The following is a 26,714-nucleotide window of genomic DNA, read 5'->3' on the forward strand; positions in this document are numbered from 1 at the left end:
GGAATGACCTGCAGAGATCTGCCTATTGACCTGTTCAAGCTCGTCTTGGAGCAGGTCAACGGTGGCAAAGTATTTCTCGAAGTCCGCCGAGCGGCGCCTCGCCATGGCAAAGCCGATGACTGCGGCGAGAATTACGAGCGGGAAGGAGAGCTGCAGGGCCAGCCGGACACGGCGAGGAAGTCCAGGGCTACGGGAAGTGCCTGTTTGAATGCCAGGAAATCGTTCACCCCACCGGCCATTCCCTGCAGAGCGGAGTCTAGTGGGCCAAGGTAGTGCCCCACGATGGACGAAATACGCGAACGAAACGGGCAGCGTCAGAACCGCCAACGCGAGCAGCAAGCCCCTCCTTGAACCAGGAACCCAGGTCCAGTCCGAAGCCGCTGGCAAGCATCGCCACTACCGCAACGGCAAACGTCACCGACAGACAGACGACGGCGGCGGTTCTGGCCCAGCGCGGCAGAGACCTTTAGTCGGTGGTGATCCGCTGTCCACAACGCTCCCCCTTGACGTCGTTGCGGTCCACCAGGGGCGAGGGACCCATACTGCCGGCGCACCCACGGGCTCCTGGCAATTTGATGGTCGCACCCCGGCTGCGCCCGGGGTGCCGCCTCTAAGATGAGGCATGGACTTCGAGGACACGCTCTGGACGGTTTTGGGGGCCGGGCTGGTTCTGCTGATGCTCGTTGACGTCTTTCGTACCCTCCTTTATCCGCACGGTTCCGGTCCTCTGGGCCGGGCGATCATGCGCGGATTCTGGCTTGTATCGAGAAAACTGCGGGGCCGGGGCTCCTTCATCGCAGCCCCCTTGGCAATGGCCGCTGTCATTGGTACCTGGGCAGGCTTGGCGGCCATCGGCTGGGCTCTGCTATACCTGCCTCATCTGACGGACGGTTTTGTTTACGGAGCCGGGGTTCCACTTCGGGCCGACTTTGCCGAAGCCCTCTACATCTCTATGGTCACCCTTTCCACGGTGGGGTTTGGCGATATCGTGGCGGCGGATCCGCTGCTCAGGCTGGTTGTTGCCCTCCAAGCCGTCGCCGGTTTCGGGTTGCTGACAGCAACGGTCACTTGGATCCTGCAGACGTTCCCGGCCCTGAACCGCCGCCGGGCCCTCGCCCACCAGCTGAACCTGTTCAAGGAGGCTGCAGGTCCGGCAGGTGTATTGGCCATGGATTCCGGGCACGCTGCCGGCCTGTTGGAGGCAATTGCCGGAAGCATGGCTACGGTGACCATCGACCTGCTCGCGTTCCATGAAACCTACTACTTCCGTGAAATTGAGCAGCGCGGCTCCTTGCCCGCCACGGTGGCTTACGCCCAGGAGCTGGCATCCCAGGCCCAGCGCAGCAAGAGCCCTGAACTGCAGTTCGCTGGACGGATGCTCCACGCCGCGCTGGACGGACTCGCGGAGGTCCTTCGAGGCAAATTCGGCCATTCCGGAGCCACATCTTCCGATGTGTTCGACAGCTACGAGCTCCACCACCGGCACCTCCGGGGTGGGAAACCCGACACGAACTAGCGCGCGTGGCCGCTGCTGCGAACCTCCTGGCCTGAACGCACACAATGCCCTGTCCAACCGTGATGTCAGGCTCGAAACCCCATCGTTGCAACGGCGGAAGCTTTATGGCGTGCCGGCCCCAATCACCAAGGAAGCCGCTGTGGACGAGGTCCGACGGCGGAACGGATCAGGCCTTCTCGTGGCGGCAGGCCACTCCAGGCTGGATGCGGGCTTCCTCGGCCTGGCGGACATAGCGATCCGCCCACCGCCCGGCGAACTCGATAGCGACGCATTCACTCTGCCGAACCTGACGGTTACTTCGGCTTAAGGATTTCTGGCAGGCGAGGAAATCCTGCGGTTCGTCACCGGCGTCCTGGCGGAAATCCTGGTTCCGCTCCCCTAGACGATATGAAGTGTGGCGGCCGGCTGCACCGGGTTTGGAAGGTCGTCGAGACGACCGATGCAATGGTCTCCGCTAGAGCGGTACACACACCCTCAAATTGCCATCGTATTCCCAGGAAACTGGTAGCTTATTCCCAGCGAGCCCATCGGAAGCATCAGGCAACCATGCCCTTCCCGACAGTTGCGGCCTCGCTGCAAGCAGGGGGAATCTTGAAGAAAACACTAGCTCTAGTAATGCTCGCCGGTCTCATGCTGACGGGCTGCGGCAGCAAACAGGCGTCAGCCCCAACGGAAACCGCCAAGGCAACGGCTGTAGCCGAGAACACCATCGAGGTGCCCGACGTCGTCGGCCTCACCCTCGACAAGGCCATTGACCAGCTCAAAGACATCGGGCTGAAAGCCCACGCCACGGATGTGGACGAGGGCAAGACGATCCTCATCAAGAAAAACTGGCAGGTGGCCAGCGAGGATCCCCTCGCCCACGCCAAGGTCGCCGAGGGCTCCACCGTAGAGCTGGGGGTCAAGCACCTCACGGATGAAACGCCGACGCCGACACCTTCTCCCACACCCACCCAGGTCGCGGCAAAGGTCGTGGCTCCTGTGGCCCCGCCGGTAGTGAAGGCAAAGCCGGTGGCACCGCCTGTAGTAAAGGCACAGCCGGTGGCGCCGCCGGTCGTGGAGGCTCCGCCTGCAGTCGCACCGCCCGTTTACAGCGGGATCATTTGCAAGGACGGCTACGCCTGGCCCGGAACGACGCGCCGGGGCGCCTGCCACGGCCATGGCGGAATCGCGTAGTACTCCTTGACGGGATGTCGCTGGCCCTTGAGCCAGCGGTATCCGGCCGTCTCGTGCGTTACCGGGGTGGCGATCAGCACCGAACGCGTGCAACTGCCCCCGGACGGTCCTGCTCGCCGCCCACGCAGCAACAGGATGGTTGGCTCCAGCCGAACAACGCCGCCTGCGTGCGAAGGGGCTGAGAGTTGCCGCACGGCTGAGAGATCTGCCATGCGGAGGGGCCGTCCACGTTATCTCTGGATACGTGGACGGCCCTTTTCGCGTCACCGCTGGAAGCTTTGGTAGTTGATACCTGCGCAAAGCACGCCGCGCATGGCTCATTTCCGTTGGACTAGCCGCGATCTGCAATCTCGGTGGTTGAAATCTAGCGTGCCTACGATGGAGCTACTACTGGATGAGGTCCTTGTTGCGGGCTTCCTTGAGCCAGTCGGGGAACTCCGTTAGCATCTTGTTGAACAAAACGGCATCGCTGATCGCGTCCACATCGCCGATCGGCTCGTAGTTGGCGTTGTCCACAAAACGTTCCGTCAGCGTGTCCAACTTCTCAAGAAATGCCATCGATTGGCTGCCGATGGAGAGAAATTTCCAGAAAATGGGTGCCGTCGACACCTCAGTCAAAGCGCGGACGGCCTTGGACTCGTTGTCCGGGGCTCCGTCAGTCAAGAACAGTACGTACACAGGAAGGTCTGCAGGCGTGGACTGTGCTGGTGTGGTCACGGGTTGGGCCTTGCGCAGTCCGAAGAATCCTGTCTTGGGCGGCGCGGACTGGGCGAACCCGAAGTGGTCTCGAATGGTCAGGAATGCGTCGGCGTAGTTTGTGCTGCCCATATTCCGTCCCTTCGTGAGGCGGCCGACGGAGCCAGCAAAGTCATCGATGCTGATCTCGCCCAAGTACGCCGCTTTTGAGTCGAAGATGAAGAAATCGATAGCTCCGTCATCATCGAACTGGGTTGCCAGGGCAAGAGCCTTTTCAACCAAGCGTTGCATAGCCCCGGAGCTGTAGACCCGGTTCATAGAGCCTGAATAGTCCAAGGCGACGGCGACTTTTGCCTTCTGCCCGTTCAGCCCGGAGAGATCGACGGCTTGCGACGCGGTTTTAGCCAGTGAGAGAAGGCCCGGGGCCTGCTCGCTGATCTTGTCGAGGGAAAGTGCCATGTTTGAGTCCTTTTCGATGAGTATTGCCCACAATACGGCTGCATATGGGCTGTCTTTCGCAGTTTTCGCCGAGTCGTGACGGGCGCCTTGTGAACTGTGTGCCTCTATCCGACCTTCCAACCTCACGAATTCGCGAGCCCTCTTGGAGCTGCCTTTCCACAAGCTAGCGCAAGACTATCCACGTAGTGCTGCGTTCGACTTGAAGATCATGCTTTTATGCATCATGTCAGCATCGGGACTTGCAGCGCATGAGTCAGTCTCTGGCACGGCGTGGCCAAAAAGAATCTTTTGTCCTGACTTTCAGTAATCGTGACCTCACCGCAATGGCCATATACTCCATGTGGCGCACTACAGCGTCAAAGGTCGGGCACCAGTAGCGAAGCTTTGGGGCCGAAAACATGGGGATGACAAATTGAATAGGTTCCAATCACGCCTGGGCAAGCAGGATTCGTACTATGAGCCCAAGTCTTTACGGAAGCCGAAAGTTTCAACATTCGTGGTCGGAGCACTTGTTCTAGGGGCCATGGCTTTGGGCGCCAGCAGCGGCGGGCTCGGCGGGGCACTCATATTCCTTGCCATATTTGCCGCGCTGACCGGCCTCTACGTAGTGATCACGGGGCGCCGTTCCTGGGCGCGACTGCCCAGCAGCCGAAAAGTTGGCGGCGTCGTCCTTGCGGCCTCCCTGGTGATTTTCGTGGTCGGCGCGATAGCCCTCCCGCCCCGGTCGGCTGAAAGCATTGCTGCCGAGGCAGCTTCGGCGAATGAAAAACGAGCAGCAGAAGAAGCCGCCACCGCTTCCGCCGCTTCGTCACAGACCTCCTCGCCCACCCCTTCCGCGACGCCATCGCCGACGGACACGGGGGGACCAATGGATCCTGACAGTGTTACGAAACTTGCCCAGGGCGTCAGCTACAAAGCCCCGAAGAGCCAACCAGCCTTCGCTACGAAGGCACTCGACCTTCTCGCAGCGCTGCCCGTCAAGGAATCCGCGGCGACGCCAGTGTCCGATGACCTCGCCGAGTTCGGCCAAGCCTGGGCCGACGTCGACAGGAACGGATGCGACACTCGGAACGACATTCTCAAGCGAGACCTGACCGACGTAGTTTTCACTAGCGGCTCGACGTGCAAGGTAGACAGCGGGACTCTGGCCGACCCCTACACAGCAACGACTATCCAGTTCCAGCGCGGCCCCAGCACGAGCAGTGCCGTACAGATTGACCATGTTGTCGCCCTCGGTGATGCGTGGCTAAAGGGGGCCCAGCAGTTGACGGAGGCTCAGCGCATGGCGTTCGCCAACGATCCTCTGAACCTGCAGTCCACGGATGGACCGACCGACGTCCAGAAGGGGGAAAGCGACGCTGCTGCGTGGCTGCCGCCGAACGAGAGTTTCCAGTGCAAATACGTTGCACGACAGATTTCCGTCAAGGCGACTTACGAGCTGTGGGTGACGCAGGCCGAGCACGACGCGATGGCCCGCGTACTGGCAGACTGCGCAGGCGAGTTGGTTCCGACCAGTGAGAAGGAAGTGGCCGTGGTGAAGGCCGCCAAGACTTCGACCGCGCCTGGCCCCTCGGCAAAGGTGGGTGTGGTTGCTCCCGCACCAAAGGCACCCGCTCCGCACGTTCCCGCGCCGGTTTACGTCGCGCCCGCCCCGGCACCGTATGTACCGCCAGCACCGGCACCCGCGTCAGTGTATTACGCCAACTGCACCGCAGTAAGACAAGCAGGGGCCGCCCCGATCTATGCAGGCCAGCCCGGTTACAGCAGCAAGCTCGACCGTGACGGCGACGGCATCGCCTGCGAGTAACAACTATCACCCGCTCCTGGTCCGGCTGCTGTGCGATGAAGTCGCCCTCGCAGTTGGACCAGGGCCACTGCGGGAAGAGCACGATCACAATCAAGAAAACTTGGGGGCGTCGCAGGACAAAACGTCGCACCCGGCACATATGATGTGGGCACGAAGTCTTGGGGGATAACTTCCGGGATGTTTCTCGCCGTCCTGCCGTCGTTGACTGGACAGGACCCGTCGCTCCAGGAGTTGTTCCAGCTTGTTCCTCAAGACATTCGGTTGGTCGTTCGCGGTCACCCTCATCGCGTTGGTGGTCGCTTTTCTTTACGGCGGACCCCAGGCACTGATCCTCTGCCTTATCTTGGGCATTCTTGAAATCAGCCTGAGTTTCGATAACGCCGTGATCAACGCGCGAATCCTCGAGCGGATGAACCCCTTCTGGCAGAAGATGTTCCTGAGCGTGGGCGTTATTATCGCCGTGTTCGGTATGCGCATCCTCTTCCCCTTGCTCATCGTGGGAATCACGGCAGGCCTGAATCCTGTCGAAGCCGTCGGCCTCGCCATGGAAAAGGGCGACCCTCACACCCCGGGCAGCTACGGCTACCTGCTGCACGAAGCTCACCCGCAGATTGCGGCTTTCGGCGGAATGTTCCTTCTGATGCTGTTTCTGGACTTCATCCTGGCCCACCGTGATATCAAGTGGATCAAGTTCCTCGAGATCCCGCTCGCCCGGTTGGGCAAACTGGAAGGCGCATCCTTGATCATCGGGATGGCGGCGCTGGCAATCGCCGGGGCTGTAGCGGGCGAGCAACAAGGCATTGTGCTGCTCGCGGGCCTGTTGGGCATGATCACGTACTTCCTCGTGAACGGCCTCGGAAACCTGTTCGACGTCGATGAGGACGGCGACGTCGATGCCGCCGATGCGGACCTCGTGGTTCATTCCGGTCCCTCCGGTGCGGCTCAACTTGCCGGCAAGGCCGCCCTCATGCTCTTCCTCTACTTGGAAGTCATCGACGCATCCTTCTCGTTCGACGGCGTTATCGGAGCCTTCGCCATCACGTCCGATCCCATCATCATCGCGCTTGGACTGGGCTTCATCGGAGCCATGTTCGTCCGCTCCCTGACCGTATTCCTGGTCCGGCAGGGCACGCTTGACGAATTCGAGTACCTGGACCACGGCGCACACTGGGCCATCGGTGCCCTGGCCGTCATCCTGCTGATCACAATCGTGGTTCCGGTCAATGAGATCGTCACAGGCCTCGTCGGGGTTGTCTTCATCGGTGCGGCCTTTCTTGGCTCGGTCCGACGCAACAACAGGGCCCGCACCGCTGAGCAGGAAGAAGCGCTCGAGCCCGCTAAAAGCTAGCCCCGCGGTTAATACCAAAGCAACAACAACTACTACGACGAAAAGCGAGTCATCACATGGGTTTGAGTTTGCAGAAGGGCCAGTCACTGTCGCTGACAAAGCAGAACGGTGAATCCCTGACGAATGTCCGTCTCGGTCTCGGCTGGGACTCCGCGGTTCCCGCCAAGAAGGGTTTCTTCGGCGGAACCAAAACGGTTGAAATCGACCTGGATGCATCGGCCATCCTGTTTGACTCTCGCGGCCAGCACCTCGACACGGTCTTCTTCAACCAGCTCACCAGCAAGGACGGATCCATTCGTCACACGGGTGACAACTTGACGGGCGAAGGCGAAGGCGACGACGAGACCCTCATGGTGAACCTGCCGACCGTATCGGCGGCCGTCACGCACATCGTGTTTGTCATCACCAGTTACACCCAGCAGACCTTCGACATGGTCCAGAACGCCTTCTGCCGCGTCATCGACGATTCGGTGGCAGGTAGCCCCGAAGTTGCTCGCTACGACCTCACGGAATCGGGCCCCTACACGGCCATGATCATGTCCAAGCTTTCCCGGAACGGAAACTCCTGGACCTTCCAGGCAATCGGCGCGCCGGCCAACGGGCGTACGCCCGGCGACGTCCGCGGCGCCGCGGCATCTGCCCTCTAGGATCAAACGAGCGCTCATTAGCTCTATCGAATTTACACACCAAACTGAAGGAGTACCTCTTGTCTAGCCTGACTCTGAGCAAGGGCAGCAACCTGTCACTGACCAAAGCCGACCCGGGACTTCGCAAGGCCATGATCGGCCTGGGGTGGGATCCGCGGACCACCGCTGGCGAACAGTTCGACCTCGATGCCTCGGCTCTCCTGGTCCGTGCTGACGGCAAGGTCCGCTCCAATGATGACTTCATCTTTTACAACCAGTTGTCCTCGGCCGACGGTTCGATCGTCCACCAGGGCGACAACCGCACCGGCGAGGGTGAGGGCGACGACGAGCAGATCCTCATTGACCTTGGCTCCGTTGCGGCAGACATCGAGAAGATCGTCATCGTCGTCTCCATTGACCAGGCAGAAGCACGCCGCCAGAACTTCGGCCAGGTCCGAGACGCGTTCTGCCGGGTCGTCAATCAGGAAACGGACAACGAAGTTGTCCGATACGACCTCACGGAAGACGCTGCAGCGGAAACCTGCATGATCTTTGCCGAGATCTATCGAAACGGCGGCGAGTGGAAGTTCCGTGCCGTGGGCCAGGGATACGCCTCAGGCCTCCGCGGCGTGGCGACAGACTTCGGCATCGCGCTGGACTAGAAGTCGGTGGCCCGGCAACGCCGGGCCACTTCACCCCGCTTTCACCAGATTGAACAAGGAGAACAACCATGGCAGGCCTGACTCTTACCAAAGGCAGTAACCTCTCGCTCACCAAGACCGATCCGGGGCTGAACAAGGTTCTCGTCGGGCTGGGCTGGGATCCCCGCACTACGACAGGCGATGCCTTTGATCTGGACGCATCAGCGCTCCTGCTCGGGGCCGACGGCAAAGTCCGGAGCTCGGCGGACTTCATCTTCTACAACCAGCCGTCGGCAGCAGACGGCTCGGTGATCCACAAGGGCGACAACCGATCCGGCGAGGGCGACGGCGACGACGAAGTGGTCGCCGTCGACCTCTCGGCCGTGGGCTCAGATGTTGAGCGAATCGTGTTCGTGGTATCGATCGACCAGGCGGACACCCGCCGACAGAATTTTGGCCAGGTGCGCTCCGCCTACTGCCGGGTCGTCAACCAGGAGAGCGACGCAGAGGTGGTTCGCTACGATCTGAGCGAGGATGCCGCGCCCGAGACCTGCATGATCTTCTCAGAGCTCTACCGGCACAACGGCGAGTGGAAGTTCAAGGCCGTCGGACAGGGATACGCCACAGGCCTCACTGGTATTGCCGCGGACTTCGGCGTTCAGCTCGGCTAAGTCCGAGACCACAGAAAGAGAGACTTAACAATGAGCATGCAACTCACCCCGCCTGAAACGTCGGCCTCGAACCCCCTCGTCCTGAATGCCCCGGAGGCTCCGGGCATCGTCAAGGAAGACGACGCCCCGGGAATGGTCCCCGTTCCGGCGGAACGTCAGCAGGAAATCAATGCACAGGCGCGTGCCTTCATCACCGAAGTGTCGGCCATGAGCCCGTTCAGCCCCGAGTACTCCAGCAAGATCGATGGCATCAACCGGCTTGGCGGCCAGCAGCTCGTGGCATCCGCCAACACCTCAAGCCGCCTGCTGGAGCGGTCTTCCACGTCGCTGGCCGGCGCGAAGAAGTCCGGCAGCAGCGCCCAGGTGCAGGTCGCCTCAACGCTCGGTGAGCTTCGTTCCACAGTTGAAGACCTGACGCCGAGCAACGCTGACTTGGGCGTCGGCCGGAAGATCCTCGGAATTATTCCCGGCGGCAACAAGCTGGCCAAGTACTTCCAGAGGTACGAGAGTGCCCAGACCCAGCTCGATAAGATCATCAAGTCCCTGATGGCAGGCCAGGACGCCCTGCTGAAGGACAACGCCTCGCTGGCACAGGAAAAGACCCAGCTTTGGGAGACCATGCAGGGACTGAGTGAATACGCAGTTTTTGCCAAGGCCCTGGACACGGCCACTGCCAGCAGGATCGACGACATGAAGATGCAGGGCCAGATCGAAGAGGCAGGCAAGCTCGACTCTGACGTGCTGTATCCGATCCGCCAGCGCCACCAGGACATCCTGACCCAGCTGGCCGTCTCGGTCCAGGGCTATCTGGCCATCGACATGATCCGCAAGAACAACACTGAACTGATCAAGGGCGTGGAACGGGCCCGCACGACGACGATCTCCGCGCTGCGGACCGCCGTCATTGTGGCCCAGGCCCTGGCGAACCAGAAGATGGTGCTGGACCAGATCGACGCCATCAACACAACGACGAACAACATGATCCTCAAGACAAGCGAAATGCTAAAGGATCAGACCGCGCGGATCCACCAGCAGGCAGCGAGCTCCGGTGTCAGCGTGGAAACATTGCAGAAAGCATTCGACAACGTCTTCCAGACCATGGACGCCATCGACACCTTCCGTTCCCAGGCCAACAAGAGCATGGAAGGCACCGTGCATGCCCTCGAAACCGGGCTGGAGCGGGCCCGCCCCTACCTTGACAGGGTGCGGCAGCAGGAGGGGAATTAGTGGCCGTCAGCCCTGAGCAATAGGCTTACGGGCTATGGTCGCAAATTTCTTAGGTTCGCTATTCGGCGGCGGAGCGGCACCCCGCTCCGCCGCCGTTGCGGGGGCCGAACTTCCAGGTGTCGCGGATCCGGCTGCGGACGAACTGGCAGTCACCGGGGCCGCTCTCGAAGAGCTGCGGCGGACGGCACTAGGCAATGGCGCGCAACTGCCCACTATCGTGGTGTCCCAACTCCTGCAGTTGGCCGACATCCTGCGGGCCCTCATTGGCTACATCGGCCCGTCGGGTGCATCGACGGAGCAGCGCGTGCTGCTGAACGCCGTCATCACCGACTACCTTCCGTCCCCGCTGCGGGCATACCTAATGCTGGCCGCTGGGTCCCGGCGGGACGAATCCCCCGACACCGCTGTGTTGTTGGAACAGCTCGCCACGCTCTACGCCACCGTTCAGAACCTGGACAACCAGGTCCGTACCGGTGCCATTACGGAACTGGCTGTCCATGGCCAGTTCCTCAGGGACAAGTTTGATATTGATGGTCTACATCTGGAAGGACGCTAGTGGCATCTATGGTTGCGGGCAGCAATGCCGCCCTCACTGCTGAGAACCCCGGACTGGACAAGGTGCTGCTGGGAATCGGCTGGGACATGGTCCCTAGCCGCGGCCCGCAGGCAGAGCTGGTTCCGATGGTGATCATGTGCGGGACGGACGGCCGCGCCATTTCGGATGACCATCTGATTTTCTTCAACCAGATCGCCAGCCCCGATGGCAGCATTTCCTTCGCGGGAGCGGAAGACCAGGAACAGATCGACGTCGACCTCACCCGGGTGCCCGAGTCGGTCCACAAGATCGCCGTGCTGCTCTACGTGGATCCGGAGGTGCGGGGACCGGGTACCTTCGGGGCGGTCAAGAACGCCTACCTGCGGGTCGCCACCGACCAAAACCGGGAGCTGCTTCGTTTCACAGTGCCGCGGGGGAACCTCGACAAGATCAACGCCATGATTCTCGGGGAGCTCTACAGGCACGCCGGGGGCTGGAAATTCCGTGCCCTCGGCCAAGGATATGAAGCCGGGCTCGCAGCCGTTGCCGCCGACTTCAAATTGAGGCTCTGAGCATGGCGCTAGACCGAACCTCGCTCCGTACCGACATCGGATATCTCAGCCGGCGCCGGAAGGCCGCGGCGCAGCCTGAGCCTCGACCCGCTGCGCAAACTACAGCAACGTCCCCTGAGCTCGGCACCAGCCGGCCTTCGCCCAGCGGACTGACGCTGGGCGCAAACCGGGCGCGTTCCGGCGGACTCACGCTCGATGGCCGCCCGGCGCCTACGCCGTCCGCGAAAGCCTCAGTGACTCCAGGGCCGGGGCCCGGGCCCGTTCCGTCCCCGTCGGAGAGGTTCTTCCCGGCCCCGGATTTTGGCAGCGTCCGCGAGTTGGGGGAAGCCAACCCCGTGGTGCGCCTAAACGCCCGGCAGTCCGCGATTGGCTCGCTCCTAGTGACCGGGGTTCGCTCCGTGGCATGGGAAGACCAGCAGCTCACCGCGGGTGCCCACCACGTGGACGGGCACAAAGCCGGCACCGCCGTCGTCACTCCCGGAAACCGGCCGCTGGCCGGAGTGCAGGACGCGGCCGGAATCGTGTCCCTGCGCCACGTTCGGCTCCTGCGCCGGGTTCTTTTCGTCGCAGGCGAGACCCCGCTGACCGTCGGAGTCTTCGACGGCGCGGCCGCCGCGGTGGCCGCCCGAAACGATGCCGGTTTGCGAAGCGTCCTGTATGTCGCGCGGGTCGGTGCTCTCTTGGAGCTTCGCGCCGAATTCGTCGCGGCGGACGCCTCCGACGCTGCCATCTGGGCAATTTTCGGTTTCAATATGACTATTCCACTGGACCAACGGGTCCTGCGGCGCTGATCCGGCAGCGCACTACTGTAACAACTAGGGGACGATGCAGCACTTCAAAGCCTTGGCCGATTCCGTCAAGGATCGGCTTTTCCACCTGCGCCCCGAATACCTTCACCGCACGTCGGACCCCGGCCTGCTCGCCGTCGCACTGGGTGCCACCCTGTACTCGCCGGCCACGAGAGGCTCGCTGGCACACGGAATCCGGAAACAAGCCGGGGCAGGGTGTCTTAGCATCGTCGTCTGCCTTGAAGATGCCGTTCCCGACGAGGAAGTGCCCGCCGCAGAGGAGAACCTGCTCGTTGCACTGGATGAACTGTCCCAGGACGATCCGGGCGAGCTCCCCCTGATCTTCATCCGGTGCCGTACGCCCGAACAGCTTCTCGACGTCGGACGCAGGGCAGGCGCGGCCCTCGGAGTCGTCTACGGCTTCGTTCTGCCCAAGTTCGAGAACGAGACGGGGCGCGGGCGTGCCTTCCTTGAGGCACTGGAGTTGTTGAACAAGGAAGCCGGCCGCACCGGGGGCTCACAGGACCAGGCTCTGAGGGCGATGCCGATCATCGAGGACCTTTCGACAACCCATCTGGAGTCACGCGTACGGGTTCTGACGGACAATCTGGCCCTGGTCGAAGAGTTCCGTGAACTGGTGCTGTGCGTCCGGATCGGTGCCACAGATATGTCCAGTGCCTTTGGCCTGCGGCGTTCTCGCGATCTGACCATCTACAACGTCAAGGTGGTCGCCAACATCATTGGCGACGTCGTGAACATCTTCGGCCGCCCGCATGACGGCTGGATCATCTCAGGGCCCGTCTGGGAACACTTCGTCAACACGGAACGGATCCTGCGGCCGCAGCTGCGGTCCACCCCGTTCGAGGCCGTCAACGAGGGCAAGCTCCGGCAGCGCATCCTGCTGGACAATCTGGACGGCCTGATTCGCGAGATCGAGCTGGACCTCGCCAACGGCCTGCTGGGCAAGACGGTTATCCATCCCAGCCATGTGCCCGTGGTGCACGCCATGTGCGTCGTAAGCCACGAGGAATACCTCGATGCCCTGGACATAGCCGGGAGCGCGGGCGGAGGCGTGAAGGCGTCGTCCTATGGGAACAAGATGAATGAGTTCAAACCACACCGGGCATGGGCGGAGCGCACCTTGTTGCGTGCCAGGGCCTTCGGGGTCGCAAGGCCCGGCGTCAATTTTGTCGAACTACTGGAAGCGAGCATGCGGTGAAGCAACTCTCAACGGATGCCCGCTGGAGCGGCGGTTACGTACGCGATGCCCTCGGCGTCGACGTCGCCTCGGAACCCGGCCCCAGCGTGCTGCCGGTTAAGGCACTTGTCGGGCTGGCCCTGCGGCGCAATCCTAAAAGGGCCCACCTGCTTGTCTCCCAGGTGCTCGCCAAGCACGTCCCCACCGAACCCGGGATCGCGACCTCCGCGGGGCAGCTTCTGGGGCTCTTGGTCCGCAGGGAACTCGAACTCCCCGCGGCCGCCGGTCCGGACGCCGCCGCCGGATCGCTGACTGCCGTCATTGCCGAGGGCGCAGGCAGGCTGGCGAGTCTGCTGGACCGGGACATGACCCCGAACGGCGGAACGGCCCCGGACGAGGACGGCCGACGCCGCAGAATTGCCGATTTGGCGGGCCTGGGCGAATTGCTCGCCCGATGGCAAACAGAACTTCCCGGCGTCGTAACCATCGGTTACGCAGAAACCGCCACCGGGTTGGGCCACCTGGTGGCCGGGCAACTAGGGACGTATTACATCCACTCGACACGGCAGAGCAGCAGCGGGGTGGAACCCTACGGCGCGTTCGAGGAAATGCATTCGCACGCAACCTCCCACCAGTTGCTGCCGACCAGCCGTGCTGCCCTGAACCTGGCCAAGACCGTAGTCCTGGTGGATGACGAGCTGAGCACAGGCTCCACGATTATCAACACCATCCGCGAATTGCACCGCACCGCACCGCACCGCCATTACGTCGTCGCCTCCCTAGTGGACTTGCGCTCCCCGGCAGACCGGGACCGCCTTGAGGAACTGGCGCGCGAGCTCGACTCCAGAATCAGCTCCGTGGCGCTGGCGCAGGGACGCATCCAACTGCCGCAAACGCTCGCGGCGGACGCGGCGGAACTGATCAGCAGCATCCCGCTCTCGCGCGCACCGGTCCCCGCGCCGGGCCAGATCCAACTGCTGGACCTGCGCGGCATCGTTCCACCAATCCGCAGCGCTCGCTTTGGCGTTGCCGGGCGTCCCGATCCGAACCAGGCGGCGCACATCGCGGGCGCCCTGGCCGATGCCCTTGGCAGCAGCGGCAGGGCGGGTGCCCGAGTGCTGGTCCTCGCCACGGAGGAATTCATGGCACTGCCACTGGCGGTCGCCGCCCGGCTGCAAGACCTGCGCCCTGACACTGACATCCGCTATTCCACCAGCACCCGCTCACCGATCGCCGCGCTGGACGAACCGGACTACGCGATCCGTTCGGCGATTGCCTTTGGCAGCGACGACGACGCCCCGGACGGACCGGGGCCGCGGTTTGCCTACAACTTCACGCACCCAGTAGGGCGCTTCGATACCGTGCTGATCATGGCGGAACCCGGCACCGCGGAGTCCGGGCTCTTGGGCCCCGGTAAGATCGCCGAGGCCGTTTCCGGCAGTGCCGACGATGTCCGGTTAGTAATGTTGCCGGTCCAGCAACCGTTCCCGACGCCGCTGCTAGGCCCCGCCTTTGGTTCCTATCAGCCGGAAGACGTTCAATGGCTGCTGAAGGACCTGAGTTCTGCCCAGCTGGAGGCGCCGAGGGAAGAGCGTGAGGCCGCCATCCAATCCGGCAAGGCCAGTTACGCCGAATCGCTGCCGCAGGAATTCGAACCTTCGCCCGAGTACGGCGCATTGTTCCAGTCCGCTCTGGAGAGCACTGCGGTCCGGATTGCGCACGCCGTAGGAACGCTGACCGAGCAGGTCCTGAAGCTGCGCGGCAACGCACCAGTGTTGGTTTCCCTTGCCCGCGCCGGAACTCCCGTCGGGATCCTAATGAAGCGTTGGGCCTGGGAAGTCCACGGACTGAAACTGCAGCACTACGCCATCAGCATTGTCCGCGGCCTCGGCATCGACCAGACCGCCCTCGGCTATCTCGCGTCACAGCACAGCCCCGACGACATCATGTTTGTCGACGGCTGGACCGGAAAGGGAGCCATCGCCCGCGAACTCGCCGCCGCCGTCGAACTCTTCCGACAGACCGACGGGCCTGCGTTCCGTCCCGACCTTGCAGTTCTCGCCGACCCGGGGCATAGCGTCCGGATCTTCGGCACGCGGGACGACTATCTGGTTCCCTCAGCCTGCCTGAACTCGACCGTCTCCGGTCTCGTCTCCCGCACCGTTTTCAACAAGGCGCTGATCGGCCCAGGCGATTTCCACGGGGCCAAGTTCTACTCGGAGCTGTCCGGCAGCGACGTCTCCCGCGACTTCCTGGCGGCCGTGACGGCCCAGTTCGCCAGCGTGCGGGAGGACGTCCTGCACTCAACGGCCGACGCCCCGTCCGACATCGCACGGCTCCCTGAAGCAGACTGGTCCGGATGGTCCGCCGTCGAGGACATCAGCCGCAGCTTCGGCATCAACAACGTAAACCTGGTCAAGCCAGGTGTCGGCGAAACCACCAGGGTCCTCCTGCGGCGCGTGCCTTGGAAGGTGCTGGTGCGCCCCGAGGCCGTCCCGGAACTCGCACATGTGTTGCATCTGGCCGATCAACGCGGCGTAGAGGTGCTGGAGGTCCCTGGCCTGGCCTACAGCTGCGTCGGACTGATCCACCCGTTGCACACGCCGGGAGCGACCGGCGCCGATGGCAAGGCCGTGGTGGACGTATGAGCGTTCACTCACGCGCCGAGCCGGTCATGGTGGCCAGCGACTTGGATCGCACGCTGATTTATTCGGCGAACTCAATGGCGCTCATTGCAGGCGACAACCTGGCGCCCCGGATGGTGGTCGCCGAGGTGTATGACGGAGCGCCGCTGTCCTTTATGACCCGGACAGCGGAGGAGCTGCTGGAGGGGATCGTCGAGCGGAGCGTCTTCGTGCCCGTCACCACCCGCACACAGGCGCAGTTTTCCCGCGTGCGGCTGCCAGGTTCCGGCCGCGGGTACGCCGTGACGACCAACGGCGCAGTGCTGCTGCACAACGGCGAGCCGGACAGTGACTGGTCGCGGCATATCCAGCGGTCTGTGGGGTCCGGCTGTGCGCCCTTGGACGACGTGTTGGGCCATCTCAGGGGCGCGGCGGCGGTCCCCGCCGTCTTGCGGGTCCGGACCGCCGAAGAATACTTTGTGTATTCGATCGTTGACCGGCAGGCGCTGCCCGACGGGTATCTGGACGAGCTCGACGCCTGGTGTGAGGCGCGCGGCTGGACGACCTCGTTGCAGGGCCGGAAGCTTTACTGCGTGCCGGCGCCGATCACCAAGGAAGCCGCTGTGAACGAGGTCCGGCGGCGGAGCGGATCAGGTCTTCTTCTAGCCGCCGGCGACTCCCGGTTGGATGCGGGCATCCTCGAGCTGGCGGACATCGCGATCCGTCCAGCGCACGGCGAACTCGACAGCGACGCGTTCACCCTGCCGAACCTGGCGGTCACTTCGGCTTCAGGAATTCTGGCTGGCGAGGAGATCCTGCGTTTCGTCAGCCGCGTCCTCGCGGAAACCTTGGTTCCACTCCCCTAGTTTGTCGCCAGACAGAGGCCGGTTGGCCGATCCGCGCTTTCGGCACTCCCAGCCGCTTCCTTCTGAAGGGCAACTGGACGACGTCGAGAGGTGAGTCCAAGCAGGGCGCGCACGGCGTTCTCCGCCATCCGGGCCGCTGTGCGACGATGTCGGAATGGAACCGACGTCGGAAATACTGCGTTATGCCGCCTTCACCACCACCCCCGACGGGGGAAATCCAGCCGGAGTAGTCCTGGACGCAACCCGGCTCGACGACGCCCGGATGCAGGCCATCGCGGCCGACGTCGGCTACGCGGAAACGGTCTTTGTCACCGAAGCCGCGGTGGACGGCGACTCCCGCCGAAACCGTGTCCGGTACTTCTCCCCCATCGCCGAGGTGCCGTTTTGCGGCCATGCCACGATTGCTTTGGCCGTCGCACTGTCAGGACGCGATGGGGCGGGCACCTTTGTCTTCGACACGCCGGTGGGGCCAGTCGCCATCGAGACCACAGCCCAGGGCGCAGAGGTGACGGCAAGCTTTACGAGCATAGAACCGCGAGTGGCCGAGTTCCCCGACGGCGTTCTGACCACCTTGCTCGGGTTGCTCGGCGTAAGCCTGGACGATCTGAACCCCGCGTACCCTCCGATGATCGCTTTTGCCGGGAACTGGCACCCCATTCTCGTCTTCGCAAAACGAAAGACCTTCGACTCGTTCGTTTTCGACCCGGATTCCATGCGCACGCTGATGGATGCCCAGAACTGGGCCGGCACCGTCACCACGCTCTACGAGATGGGCCCGGGCGAGTTCGACGCGCGCAACCTCTTCCCGGTGGGCACCATCACCGAAGATCCGGCGACCGGGTCGGCCGCCGCATCCTTCGGCGGATACCTCCGCTTGCTCTCACTCGTGGAGCCGCCCAGCCGCGTGATCGTGCACCAAGGCAGCCACGTCGGCCGACCGAGCGTGCTCACCGTCGACATTCCTTCGTCCGGCGGGATTATCGTGAGCGGTGGAGCCGTCGAGATCAGCTGAATCGTACGAACCGGTCGTAGGGCGAGCTCTTCCGTCGATCCAGCGTGACGGTCCGACTCGAGGATGTGTGGCCGGCACAGCGCCTGACACAACGATGCCCTCGACGCAGTCGACGCCGAAAGGCTGTCCGCGCTTCCCGGTACGGAACGTGGACAGCCACTTTTTGCGGGGCGTCGGCCCTGTTGTTCGTCGACAGGTTCAGCCAACCGCCACGGCGCCAATCTGCCGCATGAGGCTCAGGTTGTCCGTGGTACCCCAGTGCTCGGCCACCTTGCCTCCCTCGACACGGATGATGTCAGTGCAGTCGAACTCGACGCTCTTGCCCGTTGCCGGCATACCGGCCAGGTCCCCGCGATGCGTACCCGTAAGAACAACATGGCACGCCTCCAGGTTTCCGGCGGCCACCTTGGGCATGATCTCCTTGACTTTGATGTCCGGGAAAGCCGACCGCATCGTGGTCACAAAGTACTTGACGCCGTCCTTGCCGGTCGGCTGCCCGGGCAGGGCCTCTTCGTGATCTACAAAGCTGTCCGCGGCCAGCTCATCAATGAGGGCGAGATTTCCACTCTCAATGACGTCCCTGTAAAACCTCTCAAGCAATCCAACACCTTCAGACATTTCCGACTCCTTGTAGGCGAGAGACCGAATTTTGGATCCCCCCGGCGTCTTGAACCGGCCGCGCGCAGACCCACTCCATCAGGTCGGCCTTCCGGGCAACGCCCCGGACCGCAGCGCGGGTCGCCGCCGGATGCCACGTTTTATCGCCATACTTTCTGGCGGTTAACGGGAGGGACTCTCCCTTGCTGGCTCCGCGGCCAGGCTTCAGCGGCCCGTGTTGGGCGCCAAACAATACTGTGAAAAAACGAGTGAGGAACGGGCGAAACGCCTCGTTAAGGCAGAACTTATTCCGGCCCTTCCGGCGTGTCAAGATGTCATTGCTCGGGCCGCGCGCAGCCGCCGCCGGGGCAGTACCCACGCAACGAATCCGGCGCATGAATGGTCCCCTCGGCGGCGTCCGTGGCACCACTGACCAGCGAAGCCGCCCCGGACGGTGAAGCCATCAAAGCCGTGCGTCGCTCCACCAGGCAACTGACCAGCACGCGGGGATTTCCGGCCTCCCGGCCAACAACATACCGTTATCCACCCGAGCCGGACTCCCCTGCGACGTGAGTATTGTGGGTCCGGTACACCGCGACGCCGGTCTCCTCCGCGTGGCCCGCCAGATCAGCGACCAACTCCAGCAGCGAAAGATGACCCATGCGTAAAAGATTGAAGTCCGCCGAACCGGCCCGGCTGCACCTGATCCTCATGCTGATCCTGACGTTCTCCACCGGAGTCATCGACGCCGTGGGTTATCTGGGCCTCGACCGGGTCTTCACCGGCAACATGACCGGCAACGTCGTCATCCTGGGCATGGCCTTGATCGGCGGGAACAACTTGCCCGTGGTGGGGCCCTCGATTGCCCTGGGCTGTTTCATGCTCGGCGCCGTGATCGCCGGACGCACCCTGCGGCCCGAACCGGCAGGCTGGAGCCGGCGGACCACGGCCCTGCTGGCCGCCGTCGGGGTGACCATGACGGCGGTGGCCGCCGTCCTGTTTGTCCATGCCCCGCACGGCGGCGATCCCGTCACCCTGGCGATTACCGGCGCGCTGGCGGTCGCGATGGGAATCCAGGCCGCCACGGCCCGCCACCTCAGCGTCAAGGACGTCACCACCGTAGTGGTCACCTCGACGCTGACCGGGCTGGCGGCCGATTCCCGCCTCGGCGGCGGCAAGGGCGCCCATGCGGGCCGCCGCTTCAGCGCCGTCGTCCTCATCCTGGCCGGCGCCACCGTCGGCGCAGCCCTGCTGCATCTGCATCCGGGCTACGGCGTCCTGCTCACCGCGGTGCTCACCGTGAGCGTGGCCCTCGCCGGCGGCACCGCCCGGCTGCGGGCGCAGGCGCCCGCAGCCGAACCAGCCGTACCGGCGGAGTCTCGCTGATAGGCACCCGGCGGTCCTAGACTTTCACCCGCTCCCGCCACGCCAGCGACACCACAAGCACCAACGCGCCCAGCCCCAGCATCACGAACACCATCAGTCCCCAGTTCGCTTGGTTGACGCCGCTGCCGTAGAAGATGCCGATCAGCACGGTCGCCGTGATCGCGCCCAGGTAGCGGCAGGTCTGAAAGATCCCGGCGGCCACCCCGCGCTCCTCCGGCCGGGTGGACACGTACATGCCCTGGCTTGAGGAAATCGCGACCACGCAATACGGCACGCCCAGCAGCGCGGTCAGGGCGAGCACCAACGGGACAGCCAGGGACGCCGTCAGCAGCCACATCGCCCCCGACGCCACGATGAGCAGCACGACGCCGGCGATCAGCACCCGCCGCACGCCGAACCTGTCGATCGCGCGGACCGCGAACGGCGTCCCGACCACCGAGATCGCGGCGAGCGGCAGCATGAGGATACCGACGACGCCGGGATCGTAGCCGCCGGCGGTCTGCAGCAGCTGCGGCAGGCCGAAGAACGCGAAGTAGTAGACGCCGTTGAACAGCGCAAAGCCCAGATAGACCAGCAGCAACGGCCGGTTGCGGCCCAGCAGCCGCAGGTCCAGGAACGGCGGCCTGAACCGCAGCTCGCGCCACGCGAACAGCACCGCGAGGAGCAGCCCTCCCCCGAGCAGCCACCACCGGTAGGCCGGGAGCACGTTCAGGAGCGCCATCATCACCAGCACCAGGGCGCCGATGAAGGCCCCGATGCCGGGCAGGTCCGAGTCGCGGACCAGCTCCGAGACCCGGCCGCGTTCCCGGGCGGCGTCCGCGGGGGCAAAGCGCCGGACCACGAAGATCGCCACCAGCGAGAGCGGGACGTTGATCAGGAACAAAGCCTGCCACCCCACCAGGCTCACCAGCAGCCCGCCCACCACGGGGCCGACGGCGGCCGCCGACGTGTTCGCCATCTGGATCCGGCCCAGCGGCCGCGTGGATTTCACATTTGCCTGCCTCGCCAGCGCCGCGACCATGACGACGGCGCTCGGGTACGCCGTCGCCGTCCCGAGCGCCATGAACGCCCGCGCCACGCAGAGCAGCGCGAAGTTCGGCGCGAACGGAGCGAGCACACAGGTCGCGGCCACCAGGGTCATGCCCAGCAGGAACAGCCGCCGCGGGCCGAACCGGTCCGCCAGCCGGCCCATGAGCGGCTGGCCCGCCGCGGAGGTGAGGTAGAACGCGGTGATCACCCAGGTGACCGTGGCGACGTCGAGCCCGAAGTCCTCGCGCAGCACCACCAGGGCGACGGCGATCATCGAGGAATTCAGCGGGTTCAGCGACGTGCCTAGACTAAGTCCGGCGACGGCTAGTCCCGTCCGGGAAGAGTTGCTCACGGCAACAGTCTGTCCCAAGGCCGCCGCTGACCGGAACTCCATGACGGGCGAGTTCGACGCCGACTGCTTCAACTGCGGGCGTTCAGCCAAACATGACCCGTGGGCGATCATGTCGCGAGAATTGCCAGGCATATCTTCGCGCTCTGAATTTGACCTGTTCTGCACGTTGCTGCTCGATGCTGAATCGCCGACTCTTCGGGTGAACGGTGCTTATCCCAAGTTTTCCGGTTCAACGATCATTCTGGAATTTCTAGACACCGGCGGCATCGTGTTCAATGACCGTCGTTTCGAGCTTCCGATGAAGGTTTCGTTCTTCGCGACAGCGTAGGGCGATAACGGCGTCAAACTCGATTGCACGGCAATCTTCTGTGTATTCTCTGAATGGGCAGCGACGCCGCACATTGCGTTGGGGGAAATGGGCATGAATAACGTTCAAAACGGGCTTAGTCCGCAGCGGTCCCGACTGCTCCCAGCGCAAATGTCGCGCCCCGAACTGGCCAAAATGCCAGCCAATACAACTCGAACCGCACCTCGCACTTAGCCTCGGCTGCCCGCCACAGGGCTGCCCAAGAAAAGGGTCTCAATGAGCCAGCCAACACCCCCTCCCGCAGGTCCCCCAGCATCGTACCCGCCGGCGCCTGTACCCTACCCGGGAACTCCTGCGGGTTATCAGGATGTCCCCGAGGCATTTCGGAAGACTCAGTCCAGCCAGCAGTATGCCGTCGGCGGCAAGTCGTTTTTGACAGCTTGGCTTCTGTCCCTGCTCCTCGGCGTCTTCGGTGTCGACCGCTTCTACCTAGGCAAGAACGGTACCGGCATCCTCAAGCTCGTCACATTTGGTGGCTTCGGAATCTGGGCTCTTGTGGACCTAATTCTCATCCTCACCAACAAGCAGACAGACAAACAAGGATACAAACTTGCGGGTTACGACCAGCACAAAAAGGTCGCCCTCATCGTCACTGCGGTCGTAATGGTGCTCGGCTTCATCTTTAACTCAACCCGACCCGCTCCGGCGTTAACCCCTGCCACTGCTCCGGTGACTTATCCGGCCGCTTCGACTACTACCCCCGCCGCCCCTGTGGCAGCCGCACCAGCAGCTTCGGCCGCGCCCCTGGCGGCTGTCATTCCGGCAGCCGTCGCGGGGACCAACGCCGAAGCCTTGGACGATGATCTGAAGGCTCTGGGCTTCAAGAAGGTCATATACAACTCGGACACAGGGAAGACCGTTCTCCTGCTCAGTAACTGGACCGTAACGGGTATCGACAACCCCGGCGTGGAACAGTCGACTGATAAGGCCGTAGTCGTCCACGTGAAAAAGTAGTCCACCGGGCTCCGACGCGGACGGCCCACGAAATTGGTCCGCGTCGGAGCCGCGGCCGCGGCAAGCATTGTAGCGAGTACCGCTTGTCCAGGGTGGCGCCGCTCCTCGGCCTGGACCTCGACGACGCCGGCACCCGCCTGCTCGTGTGGCTGCAGCTATGGGCCCGACACAACTAGCTGCCATCCCCCGCGGCACCTGGCCGGTTGGAGCGTCACGCAGGACAGACTTTGGGCCCTGCGTCAGCCGGGCTCTCCCGGAATACCAGGGAATACCTCAGGGCCGGGGCCCCAAAAACTGCCGGGAGTGACGTGTGGCGGGCAGCGATAAGTGGATTAGGGCTCCCGGGCGGTCAGGCGCCTCGCAACGCGATCAATCACCGGCGGACGACGCCGACGGCGCGGCCGGCGCGGACACCGCGGCGTGCCGGCGCCCCCAGGCCAGCTCACGGAGCCGGACCAGGTCCAGGGAGGGCTGGGCCGGGGGGACGCCCGGCCGGTTCCGCGGAACCAGCACCCGCAGGGCACGGGGTTCGATGGTGCACCGCACCGGCGTGGCCATCAGCAGAGCCTCACCGTCCACGCCGACGGGGATCTCGGGCACGTCGGCGCCGACCACCACCTCTGAGGCGGTGCGCTGGATCAAACCGTGCTTGGTCGCCCGGCGCAGCAGGCCCACGGCTTCACGGGTGCTTTCCGCGGAGATAGTGACGGCGCCGAGCACGCCGCGGTCCAGCCTGGTTCGGCGGCCCAGGCCCGCGAGATCGTTGCTGCCGTACGGACCGTTGCTGACCAGCACCGCCTGCGGGCCGTCCACCGTCTCGCCGTCCATTTGGGCGCGCAGCCGCGCGCCCTTGTCGCCCTTGATGAGATCCGGAAGCATCTCCAGCACGGTCCCGGTCTTGTCATCCCGGTACGCCGGACTCTGGACCACCTCTGCGTACACGCCGAACGATGAGTTGTTGACGAAGGTGCGGCCGTTGATCTTCCCGAGGTCCACGTGAAGCTCCACCCCGTCCCGGAGAGCGTCCAGGCAACCCGTCGGGTCCTCCCTGTCCAGCCCGAGATCCAGGGCAAAGTGGTTGCGGGTGCCGGCACTGATGACCAGGAACGGCAGGTTGTGTTCGGCTGCGATGCCGGCCACCAGCGCCTGGGTTCCGTCGCCGCCGGCGACGCCGAGCAGGTCGGCCCCGCGCGCCACGGCCTGCCGGGCCAACGCATCGACGTCCACCGGTCCCGGACCCTCCAAGAGTGCCACCTCGGCGCCGAGCTCCTCCGCCTTCCGCTGAAGGTCGAATTTCACCACCTTGCCTCCGCCGGACCGTGGATTCATGACCAGGAAGGCATGCTTCCAGGTGGGTGCGGGGTACTCGGCCATGGACGAACCCTCCCGCTGCTCCCGGAGGGCGGCGCGGGCACAGGCCACCGCCACGACCACCAGCGCGATCGCGATCGTGACCTCCAACACCAGGCCCGCCTGGATGTGAAGGACCAGGATCACCAGAGGGGCGAGCACCGCCAATCCCAGCGCACACCAGCGCAGTACACCGCGGCTGATGAGGAACCAGTAGATCCCGGCCACGGTCACCACGAGGCCGCCGGCAGCCGTCAGGAGCAGAACAATAGTTCCTGCGAGACCCGCGGCCCCAAGGAGGACGGCCGCGGCGAGGACCACCGCAACGTAAGCGCCCCTCGCCCACCACCGCCGGGTCTGTGGGACATCTTCGAAAGGGGTGACAGTCATATCCTGCTCCTTGCGATAGTCCGGCCTCGGGGTCGACCGCCCCGACCGGTCTGCCCGCCTGCGGCTGTGCCGTCAGGTCTTGATTTTCGCCACGGTCATCAAGATCGCCGAGTCCTCTTCCGCTTCCAGGCTGTGCAGCCCGTCCGGCACGATCAGCAGGTCCCCGGTCTTCCCCTGCCAAGACTCGTCTCCGGCGCGCAGGCGAACACAGCCGCGGAGCACAAACACCGTGGCCTCCCCGGGATTCTGATGCTCGCTGAGCTGCGTCCCCGCCCTGAAAGCCATCACGGTTTGCCGGAGGGTCTTCTCATGTCCGCCAAAGGCAGTGTCCGCCGCACGTCCGCTGGGTGCCGCCACCGCAGCCGCTATCTGCTGCCGGGCAAGGGCATCGAGCGATATCTTTTGCATGGGGTCACCCTACTCAGAAACACGTTCCCTGCCGAGGGTCCTTTGCCCCGTTCAGGCTGGACCAGGCACGCCGTCAACGCCCCGCAGGTTTCCTAACGCGTCGGGCGGTCCTACCCTGAAATCACCGGCTCGCAGCAGGGCCGCCCGCCTCCCTCTGAATCTGTCCCAACGGAGCTGCCATCATGACCGAAGCTGTCGCAGCCAACGCGGATGCTCCGCCGCCGGGCGCCCCTTCCCTCCGGTCTCCGGCGCCCCAGCTTTCCGTGAACGACGACGCCGGCCTCCGCCTCCTCGCGGACGTCACCTTTGGCCTGCCGCACCTCCGCGAAGGCCAGCTGGCCGGGATGCGCGCCCTCGCCGCCGGCCGCGACGTCCTCGCCGTCATGCCCACCGGTTACGGGAAGTCGGCCATCTACCAGGTCCCCGCCCTCCTGCTGCACCGCCGGCAGCAGCGGCCCACCGTCGTCGTCTCCCCGCTGATCTCCCTGCAGGAGGACCAGCTGGAGGGGCTGCGGCAGGCCGACGGGCCGGGGGGCGCCGTCGCGGTCAATTCCTCGCACAGCGCCGCCGAGCAGGAGGACGCGTGGCGGGCGGTGGAAAACGGCGAGGCGGCCTTCCTTTTCCTCGCCCCGGAACAGCTGGCCAAGACCAGCACGGTGGAACGGATCGCGGCCCTGAACATAGCCCTGTTCGTGGTGGATGAGGCGCACTGCGTCTCCTCCTGGGGCCACGATTTCCGGCCCGACTACCTCCGGCTCGGCGAGGTCCGCGAGCGCCTGGGCAACCCGACCACCGCGGCGCTGACGGCCACCGCTTCTCCCCCGGTGCGCGAGGAGATCCTGGCCCGCCTCGGCATGGCGAAGCCGCTGGTCCTGGTCCATGGCTTCGACCGGCCCAACATCCGCCTGGAGGTGCTCCGCCACCATGAGGACAAGGAGAAGCGCCGCGCGGTCGTCAGCCAGGTCACCGAGTTGGTCACCGGACGGGCCACCAGACAAGTAACCGGACCGGCCCCAGGACCGGCCTCAGATCTGATCAGTCTGGGGCGCGGGCCCGGGCTGGTGTACGCCGCCAAACGGAAGGACACCGAGAAGTACGCCGCGAAGCTGGCCCGGAACGGCCTGCGCGCCGAGGCCTATCACGCCGGCCGCACCCCTGCCGAGCGGGAGCTTGTCCACGAGAAGTTCCTCGCCGGCCGGCTGGACGTGGTGGTTGCCACCACCGCCTTCGGCATGGGGATCGACAAGCCCGACGTCCGGTTTGTGCTCCACGCGGACATCCCGGAATCCCTGGACAGCTACTACCAGCAGATCGGCCGCGCCGGACGGGACGGGCAACCCGCCGTCGCCGTTCTGCACTACCGCTCCGAGGACCTCGGCCTGCGCCGCTACTTCGCCACCCACACCCCGGACCAGACGGCGCTGCTGGCGGTCCTCACCGCGCTGCGTGAGGCGGGCGGGCCGCTGCAGCCCGAGTCGCTGACCGTCCGGACCGGTTTCCCGACCCGGCGGATCACGGGCCTGCTGAACCAGCTGCAGGAGACCGGCGCCGTCACCGCATGCCATGACGGCGCCCGGCTCGAGGTGGCGCTCGACCCCTCGGCGGACCCCGCCCGCGTGGTGGAACACGCCGTCGGCCTCGCCGCAGCCCGCGAGCGCGTGGACAAGTCCCGCATCGCGATGATCCGCAGCTACGCCGAGACGCACCGCTGCCGCCGCCAGTTCCTGCTGGGCTACTTCGGCGAGGACCTGCCCGAACCGTGCGGGAACTGCGACACCTGCTCGGCGGGGACCGCGCTGCTGCAAGGGCACAACGGCGGGCACGACGGCGGTGCTGCCGCCGGCGGTGCTGCGCCCCCGGCCGATGCCGGGGCGTTCCCGCTGGAGTCCCGCGTGGAGCATGCCCTCTGGGGCCCGGGCGTGGTGATGGGGCACGACGGCGACCTCATCACCGTGTTGTTCGATCACGAGGGCTACCGGACGCTGTCCTGCAAGGCGGTTCTGGGCCACGGGCTGCTCGTGCGTTGTTGAGCTCGTGCGCTCCCGAATTCCGCCCGGCTCGACGACGACCTGCCCGCCCACCGGCGGGACCGAAGTTTCCGGGCCGGTTCACGGGCCAG

Annotated in this window: 26 protein-coding genes; 20 read left to right on the forward strand and 6 right to left on the reverse strand. The window is 64.6% G+C overall.

The features are described 5' to 3' along the window. The first annotated feature begins 622 nt into the window (after positions 1–622). From C8D78_RS18510 to C8D78_RS18515, 3 genes are all read left to right on the forward strand, one after another. On the forward strand, positions 623–1,516 hold the full coding sequence (locus C8D78_RS18510; RefSeq protein ID WP_120955329.1) for a potassium channel family protein: 894 nt from the start codon (positions 623–625) through the stop codon (positions 1,514–1,516). 109 nt (positions 1,517–1,625) lie between these two features. Then, positions 1,626–1,823 carry a hypothetical protein gene (locus C8D78_RS19605; protein WP_147429661.1) on the forward strand — a complete coding sequence of 66 codons (198 nt, stop codon included), beginning with the start codon at positions 1,626–1,628 and terminating at the stop codon, positions 1,821–1,823. 284 nt (positions 1,824–2,107) lie between these two features. Beyond that, the gene (locus C8D78_RS18515) at positions 2,108–2,692 is read left to right on the forward strand and encodes a PASTA domain-containing protein (protein ID WP_244208493.1); all 585 of its coding nucleotides are present in this window, start codon (positions 2,108–2,110) and stop codon (positions 2,690–2,692) included. Positions 2,693–3,079: 387 nt separating this feature from the next. Here C8D78_RS18515 and C8D78_RS18520 read toward each other — a convergent pair whose 3' ends face one another. Beyond that, positions 3,080–3,847 carry a VWA domain-containing protein gene (locus C8D78_RS18520; protein WP_120955331.1) on the reverse strand — a complete coding sequence of 256 codons (768 nt, stop codon included), beginning with the start codon at positions 3,845–3,847 and terminating at the stop codon, positions 3,080–3,082. Between the two features lie 523 nt (positions 3,848–4,370). On the opposite strand from C8D78_RS18520, the gene C8D78_RS18525 reads away from it, so the two are divergent. The 13 genes from C8D78_RS18525 (at position 4,371) to C8D78_RS18585 (ending at position 17,762) form a co-directional block, all read left to right on the forward strand. Then, the gene (locus C8D78_RS18525; RefSeq protein ID WP_120955332.1) at positions 4,371–5,654 is read left to right on the forward strand and encodes a GmrSD restriction endonuclease domain-containing protein; all 1,284 of its coding nucleotides are present in this window, start codon (positions 4,371–4,373) and stop codon (positions 5,652–5,654) included. 241 nt (positions 5,655–5,895) lie between these two features. After that, positions 5,896–7,002 carry a DUF475 domain-containing protein gene (locus tag C8D78_RS18530; RefSeq protein ID WP_120955333.1) on the forward strand — a complete coding sequence of 369 codons (1,107 nt, stop codon included), beginning with the start codon at positions 5,896–5,898 and terminating at the stop codon, positions 7,000–7,002. Positions 7,003–7,058: 56 nt separating this feature from the next. Continuing rightward, a complete protein-coding gene (locus C8D78_RS18535) occupies positions 7,059–7,649 on the forward strand; it encodes a TerD family protein (protein ID WP_120955334.1) in 591 nt (196 codons plus the stop codon). Positions 7,650–7,708: 59 nt separating this feature from the next. Next, a complete protein-coding gene (locus C8D78_RS18540; RefSeq protein WP_120955335.1) occupies positions 7,709–8,290 on the forward strand; it encodes a TerD family protein in 582 nt (193 codons plus the stop codon). Positions 8,291–8,358: 68 nt separating this feature from the next. Then, the gene (locus C8D78_RS18545) at positions 8,359–8,940 is read left to right on the forward strand and encodes a TerD family protein (RefSeq protein ID WP_120955336.1); all 582 of its coding nucleotides are present in this window, start codon (positions 8,359–8,361) and stop codon (positions 8,938–8,940) included. 30 nt (positions 8,941–8,970) lie between these two features. Beyond that, on the forward strand, positions 8,971–10,167 hold the full coding sequence (locus C8D78_RS18550) for a toxic anion resistance protein (protein ID WP_120955337.1): 1,197 nt from the start codon (positions 8,971–8,973) through the stop codon (positions 10,165–10,167). 34 nt (positions 10,168–10,201) lie between these two features. Beyond that, positions 10,202–10,723 (forward strand): hypothetical protein, encoded by a 522-nt coding sequence (locus C8D78_RS18555; RefSeq protein ID WP_120955338.1) that lies wholly within the window; start codon positions 10,202–10,204, stop codon positions 10,721–10,723. 8 nt (positions 10,724–10,731) lie between these two features. After that, positions 10,732–11,274, forward strand: a complete 543-nt coding sequence (locus tag C8D78_RS18560; RefSeq protein ID WP_120955339.1) for a TerD family protein — start codon at positions 10,732–10,734, stop codon at positions 11,272–11,274. 398 nt (positions 11,275–11,672) lie between these two features. Next, on the forward strand, positions 11,673–12,065 hold the full coding sequence (locus C8D78_RS18565) for a hypothetical protein (protein WP_208642009.1): 393 nt from the start codon (positions 11,673–11,675) through the stop codon (positions 12,063–12,065). A 34-nt stretch (positions 12,066–12,099) separates the two neighbouring features. Next, the gene (locus tag C8D78_RS18570) at positions 12,100–13,281 is read left to right on the forward strand and encodes an HpcH/HpaI aldolase/citrate lyase family protein (protein WP_120955341.1); all 1,182 of its coding nucleotides are present in this window, start codon (positions 12,100–12,102) and stop codon (positions 13,279–13,281) included. Beyond that, on the forward strand, positions 13,278–15,908 hold the full coding sequence (locus tag C8D78_RS18575; protein ID WP_244208494.1) for a phosphoribosyltransferase domain-containing protein: 2,631 nt from the start codon (positions 13,278–13,280) through the stop codon (positions 15,906–15,908). The genes C8D78_RS18570 and C8D78_RS18575 overlap by 4 nt, the downstream gene beginning before the upstream one ends. Further along, the gene (locus C8D78_RS18580; protein ID WP_120955343.1) at positions 15,905–16,750 is read left to right on the forward strand and encodes an HAD family hydrolase; all 846 of its coding nucleotides are present in this window, start codon (positions 15,905–15,907) and stop codon (positions 16,748–16,750) included. The genes C8D78_RS18575 and C8D78_RS18580 overlap by 4 nt, the downstream gene beginning before the upstream one ends. A 154-nt stretch (positions 16,751–16,904) precedes the next feature. Continuing rightward, entirely contained in the window at positions 16,905–17,762 is an 858-nt protein-coding gene (locus C8D78_RS18585) for a PhzF family phenazine biosynthesis protein (RefSeq protein WP_120955344.1), read from the forward strand. A 198-nt stretch (positions 17,763–17,960) separates the two neighbouring features. Here C8D78_RS18585 and C8D78_RS18590 read toward each other — a convergent pair whose 3' ends face one another. After that, positions 17,961–18,380 carry an ester cyclase gene (locus C8D78_RS18590; protein WP_120955345.1) on the reverse strand — a complete coding sequence of 140 codons (420 nt, stop codon included), beginning with the start codon at positions 18,378–18,380 and terminating at the stop codon, positions 17,961–17,963. A 518-nt stretch (positions 18,381–18,898) separates the two neighbouring features. After that, on the reverse strand, positions 18,899–19,021 hold the full coding sequence (locus C8D78_RS20085) for a hypothetical protein (RefSeq protein WP_279629537.1): 123 nt from the start codon (positions 19,019–19,021) through the stop codon (positions 18,899–18,901). Here C8D78_RS20085 and C8D78_RS18595 point away from each other — a divergent pair. Further along, positions 19,020–19,745, forward strand: a complete 726-nt coding sequence (locus C8D78_RS18595) for a YoaK family protein (RefSeq protein WP_120955346.1) — start codon at positions 19,020–19,022, stop codon at positions 19,743–19,745. The genes C8D78_RS20085 and C8D78_RS18595 overlap by 2 nt on opposite strands. Positions 19,746–19,761: 16 nt before the next feature. Here the strand turns inward: C8D78_RS18595 and C8D78_RS18600 are convergent, their stop codons facing one another. After that, the gene (locus C8D78_RS18600) at positions 19,762–21,126 is read right to left on the reverse strand and encodes an MFS transporter (RefSeq protein ID WP_120955377.1); all 1,365 of its coding nucleotides are present in this window, start codon (positions 21,124–21,126) and stop codon (positions 19,762–19,764) included. Between the two features lie 40 nt (positions 21,127–21,166). Here C8D78_RS18600 and C8D78_RS18605 point away from each other — a divergent pair, with 40 nt between their 5' ends. Then, positions 21,167–21,454: a hypothetical protein gene (locus C8D78_RS18605; RefSeq protein ID WP_120955347.1), complete on the forward strand. Its 288-nt coding sequence runs from the start codon at positions 21,167–21,169 to the stop codon at positions 21,452–21,454. A gap of 255 nt (positions 21,455–21,709) precedes the next feature. Beyond that, a complete protein-coding gene (locus C8D78_RS20020) occupies positions 21,710–22,447 on the forward strand; it encodes a TM2 domain-containing protein (RefSeq protein WP_120955348.1) in 738 nt (245 codons plus the stop codon). A 369-nt stretch (positions 22,448–22,816) separates the two neighbouring features. Here C8D78_RS20020 and C8D78_RS18615 read toward each other — a convergent pair whose 3' ends face one another. Then, the gene (locus C8D78_RS18615; RefSeq protein WP_120955349.1) at positions 22,817–24,187 is read right to left on the reverse strand and encodes a diacylglycerol/lipid kinase family protein; all 1,371 of its coding nucleotides are present in this window, start codon (positions 24,185–24,187) and stop codon (positions 22,817–22,819) included. Between the two features lie 72 nt (positions 24,188–24,259). After that, on the reverse strand, positions 24,260–24,595 hold the full coding sequence (locus C8D78_RS18620; RefSeq protein WP_120955350.1) for a cupin domain-containing protein: 336 nt from the start codon (positions 24,593–24,595) through the stop codon (positions 24,260–24,262). Positions 24,596–24,858: 263 nt separating this feature from the next. On the opposite strand from C8D78_RS18620, the gene C8D78_RS18625 reads away from it, so the two are divergent. Further along, positions 24,859–26,625: a RecQ family ATP-dependent DNA helicase gene (locus C8D78_RS18625; RefSeq protein WP_244208500.1), complete on the forward strand. Its 1,767-nt coding sequence runs from the start codon at positions 24,859–24,861 to the stop codon at positions 26,623–26,625. Positions 26,626–26,714: the final 89 nt, after the last annotated feature.

The sequence above is a fragment of the Arthrobacter oryzae genome, assembly GCF_003634095.1.
GTDB classification, from domain to species: Bacteria; Actinomycetota; Actinomycetes; order Actinomycetales; family Micrococcaceae; genus Arthrobacter; species Arthrobacter oryzae.

Bases quoted from the DNA above. Each gene is read 5' to 3' on its own strand.
- C8D78_RS18555 (WP_120955338.1), top strand. From the start codon at position 10,202: ATGGTCGCAAATTTCTTAGGTTCGCTATTCGGCGGCGGAGCGGCACCC.
- C8D78_RS20020 (WP_120955348.1), top strand. From the start codon at position 21,710: ATGAGCCAGCCAACACCCCCTCCCGCAGGTCCCCCAGCATCGTACCCG.
- C8D78_RS18550 (WP_120955337.1), top strand. From the start codon at position 8,971: ATGAGCATGCAACTCACCCCGCCTGAAACGTCGGCCTCGAACCCCCTC.
- C8D78_RS18605 (WP_120955347.1), top strand. From the start codon at position 21,167: ATGACGGGCGAGTTCGACGCCGACTGCTTCAACTGCGGGCGTTCAGCC.
- C8D78_RS18525 (WP_120955332.1), top strand. From the start codon at position 4,371: ATGGCTTTGGGCGCCAGCAGCGGCGGGCTCGGCGGGGCACTCATATTC.
- C8D78_RS18560 (WP_120955339.1), top strand. From the start codon at position 10,732: ATGGTTGCGGGCAGCAATGCCGCCCTCACTGCTGAGAACCCCGGACTG.
- C8D78_RS18585 (WP_120955344.1), top strand. From the start codon at position 16,905: ATGGAACCGACGTCGGAAATACTGCGTTATGCCGCCTTCACCACCACC.
- C8D78_RS18590 (WP_120955345.1), bottom strand. From the start codon at position 18,380: ATGTCTGAAGGTGTTGGATTGCTTGAGAGGTTTTACAGGGACGTCATT.
- C8D78_RS20085 (WP_279629537.1), bottom strand. From the start codon at position 19,021: ATGGGTCATCTTTCGCTGCTGGAGTTGGTCGCTGATCTGGCGGGCCAC.
- C8D78_RS18520 (WP_120955331.1), bottom strand. From the start codon at position 3,847: ATGGCACTTTCCCTCGACAAGATCAGCGAGCAGGCCCCGGGCCTTCTC.
- C8D78_RS18595 (WP_120955346.1), top strand. From the start codon at position 19,020: ATGCGTAAAAGATTGAAGTCCGCCGAACCGGCCCGGCTGCACCTGATC.
- C8D78_RS18615 (WP_120955349.1), bottom strand. From the start codon at position 24,187: ATGACTGTCACCCCTTTCGAAGATGTCCCACAGACCCGGCGGTGGTGG.
- C8D78_RS18510 (WP_120955329.1), top strand. From the start codon at position 623: ATGGACTTCGAGGACACGCTCTGGACGGTTTTGGGGGCCGGGCTGGTT.
- C8D78_RS18570 (WP_120955341.1), top strand. From the start codon at position 12,100: ATGCAGCACTTCAAAGCCTTGGCCGATTCCGTCAAGGATCGGCTTTTC.
- C8D78_RS18580 (WP_120955343.1), top strand. From the start codon at position 15,905: ATGAGCGTTCACTCACGCGCCGAGCCGGTCATGGTGGCCAGCGACTTG.
- C8D78_RS18545 (WP_120955336.1), top strand. From the start codon at position 8,359: ATGGCAGGCCTGACTCTTACCAAAGGCAGTAACCTCTCGCTCACCAAG.
- C8D78_RS18620 (WP_120955350.1), bottom strand. From the start codon at position 24,595: ATGCAAAAGATATCGCTCGATGCCCTTGCCCGGCAGCAGATAGCGGCT.
- C8D78_RS18535 (WP_120955334.1), top strand. From the start codon at position 7,059: ATGGGTTTGAGTTTGCAGAAGGGCCAGTCACTGTCGCTGACAAAGCAG.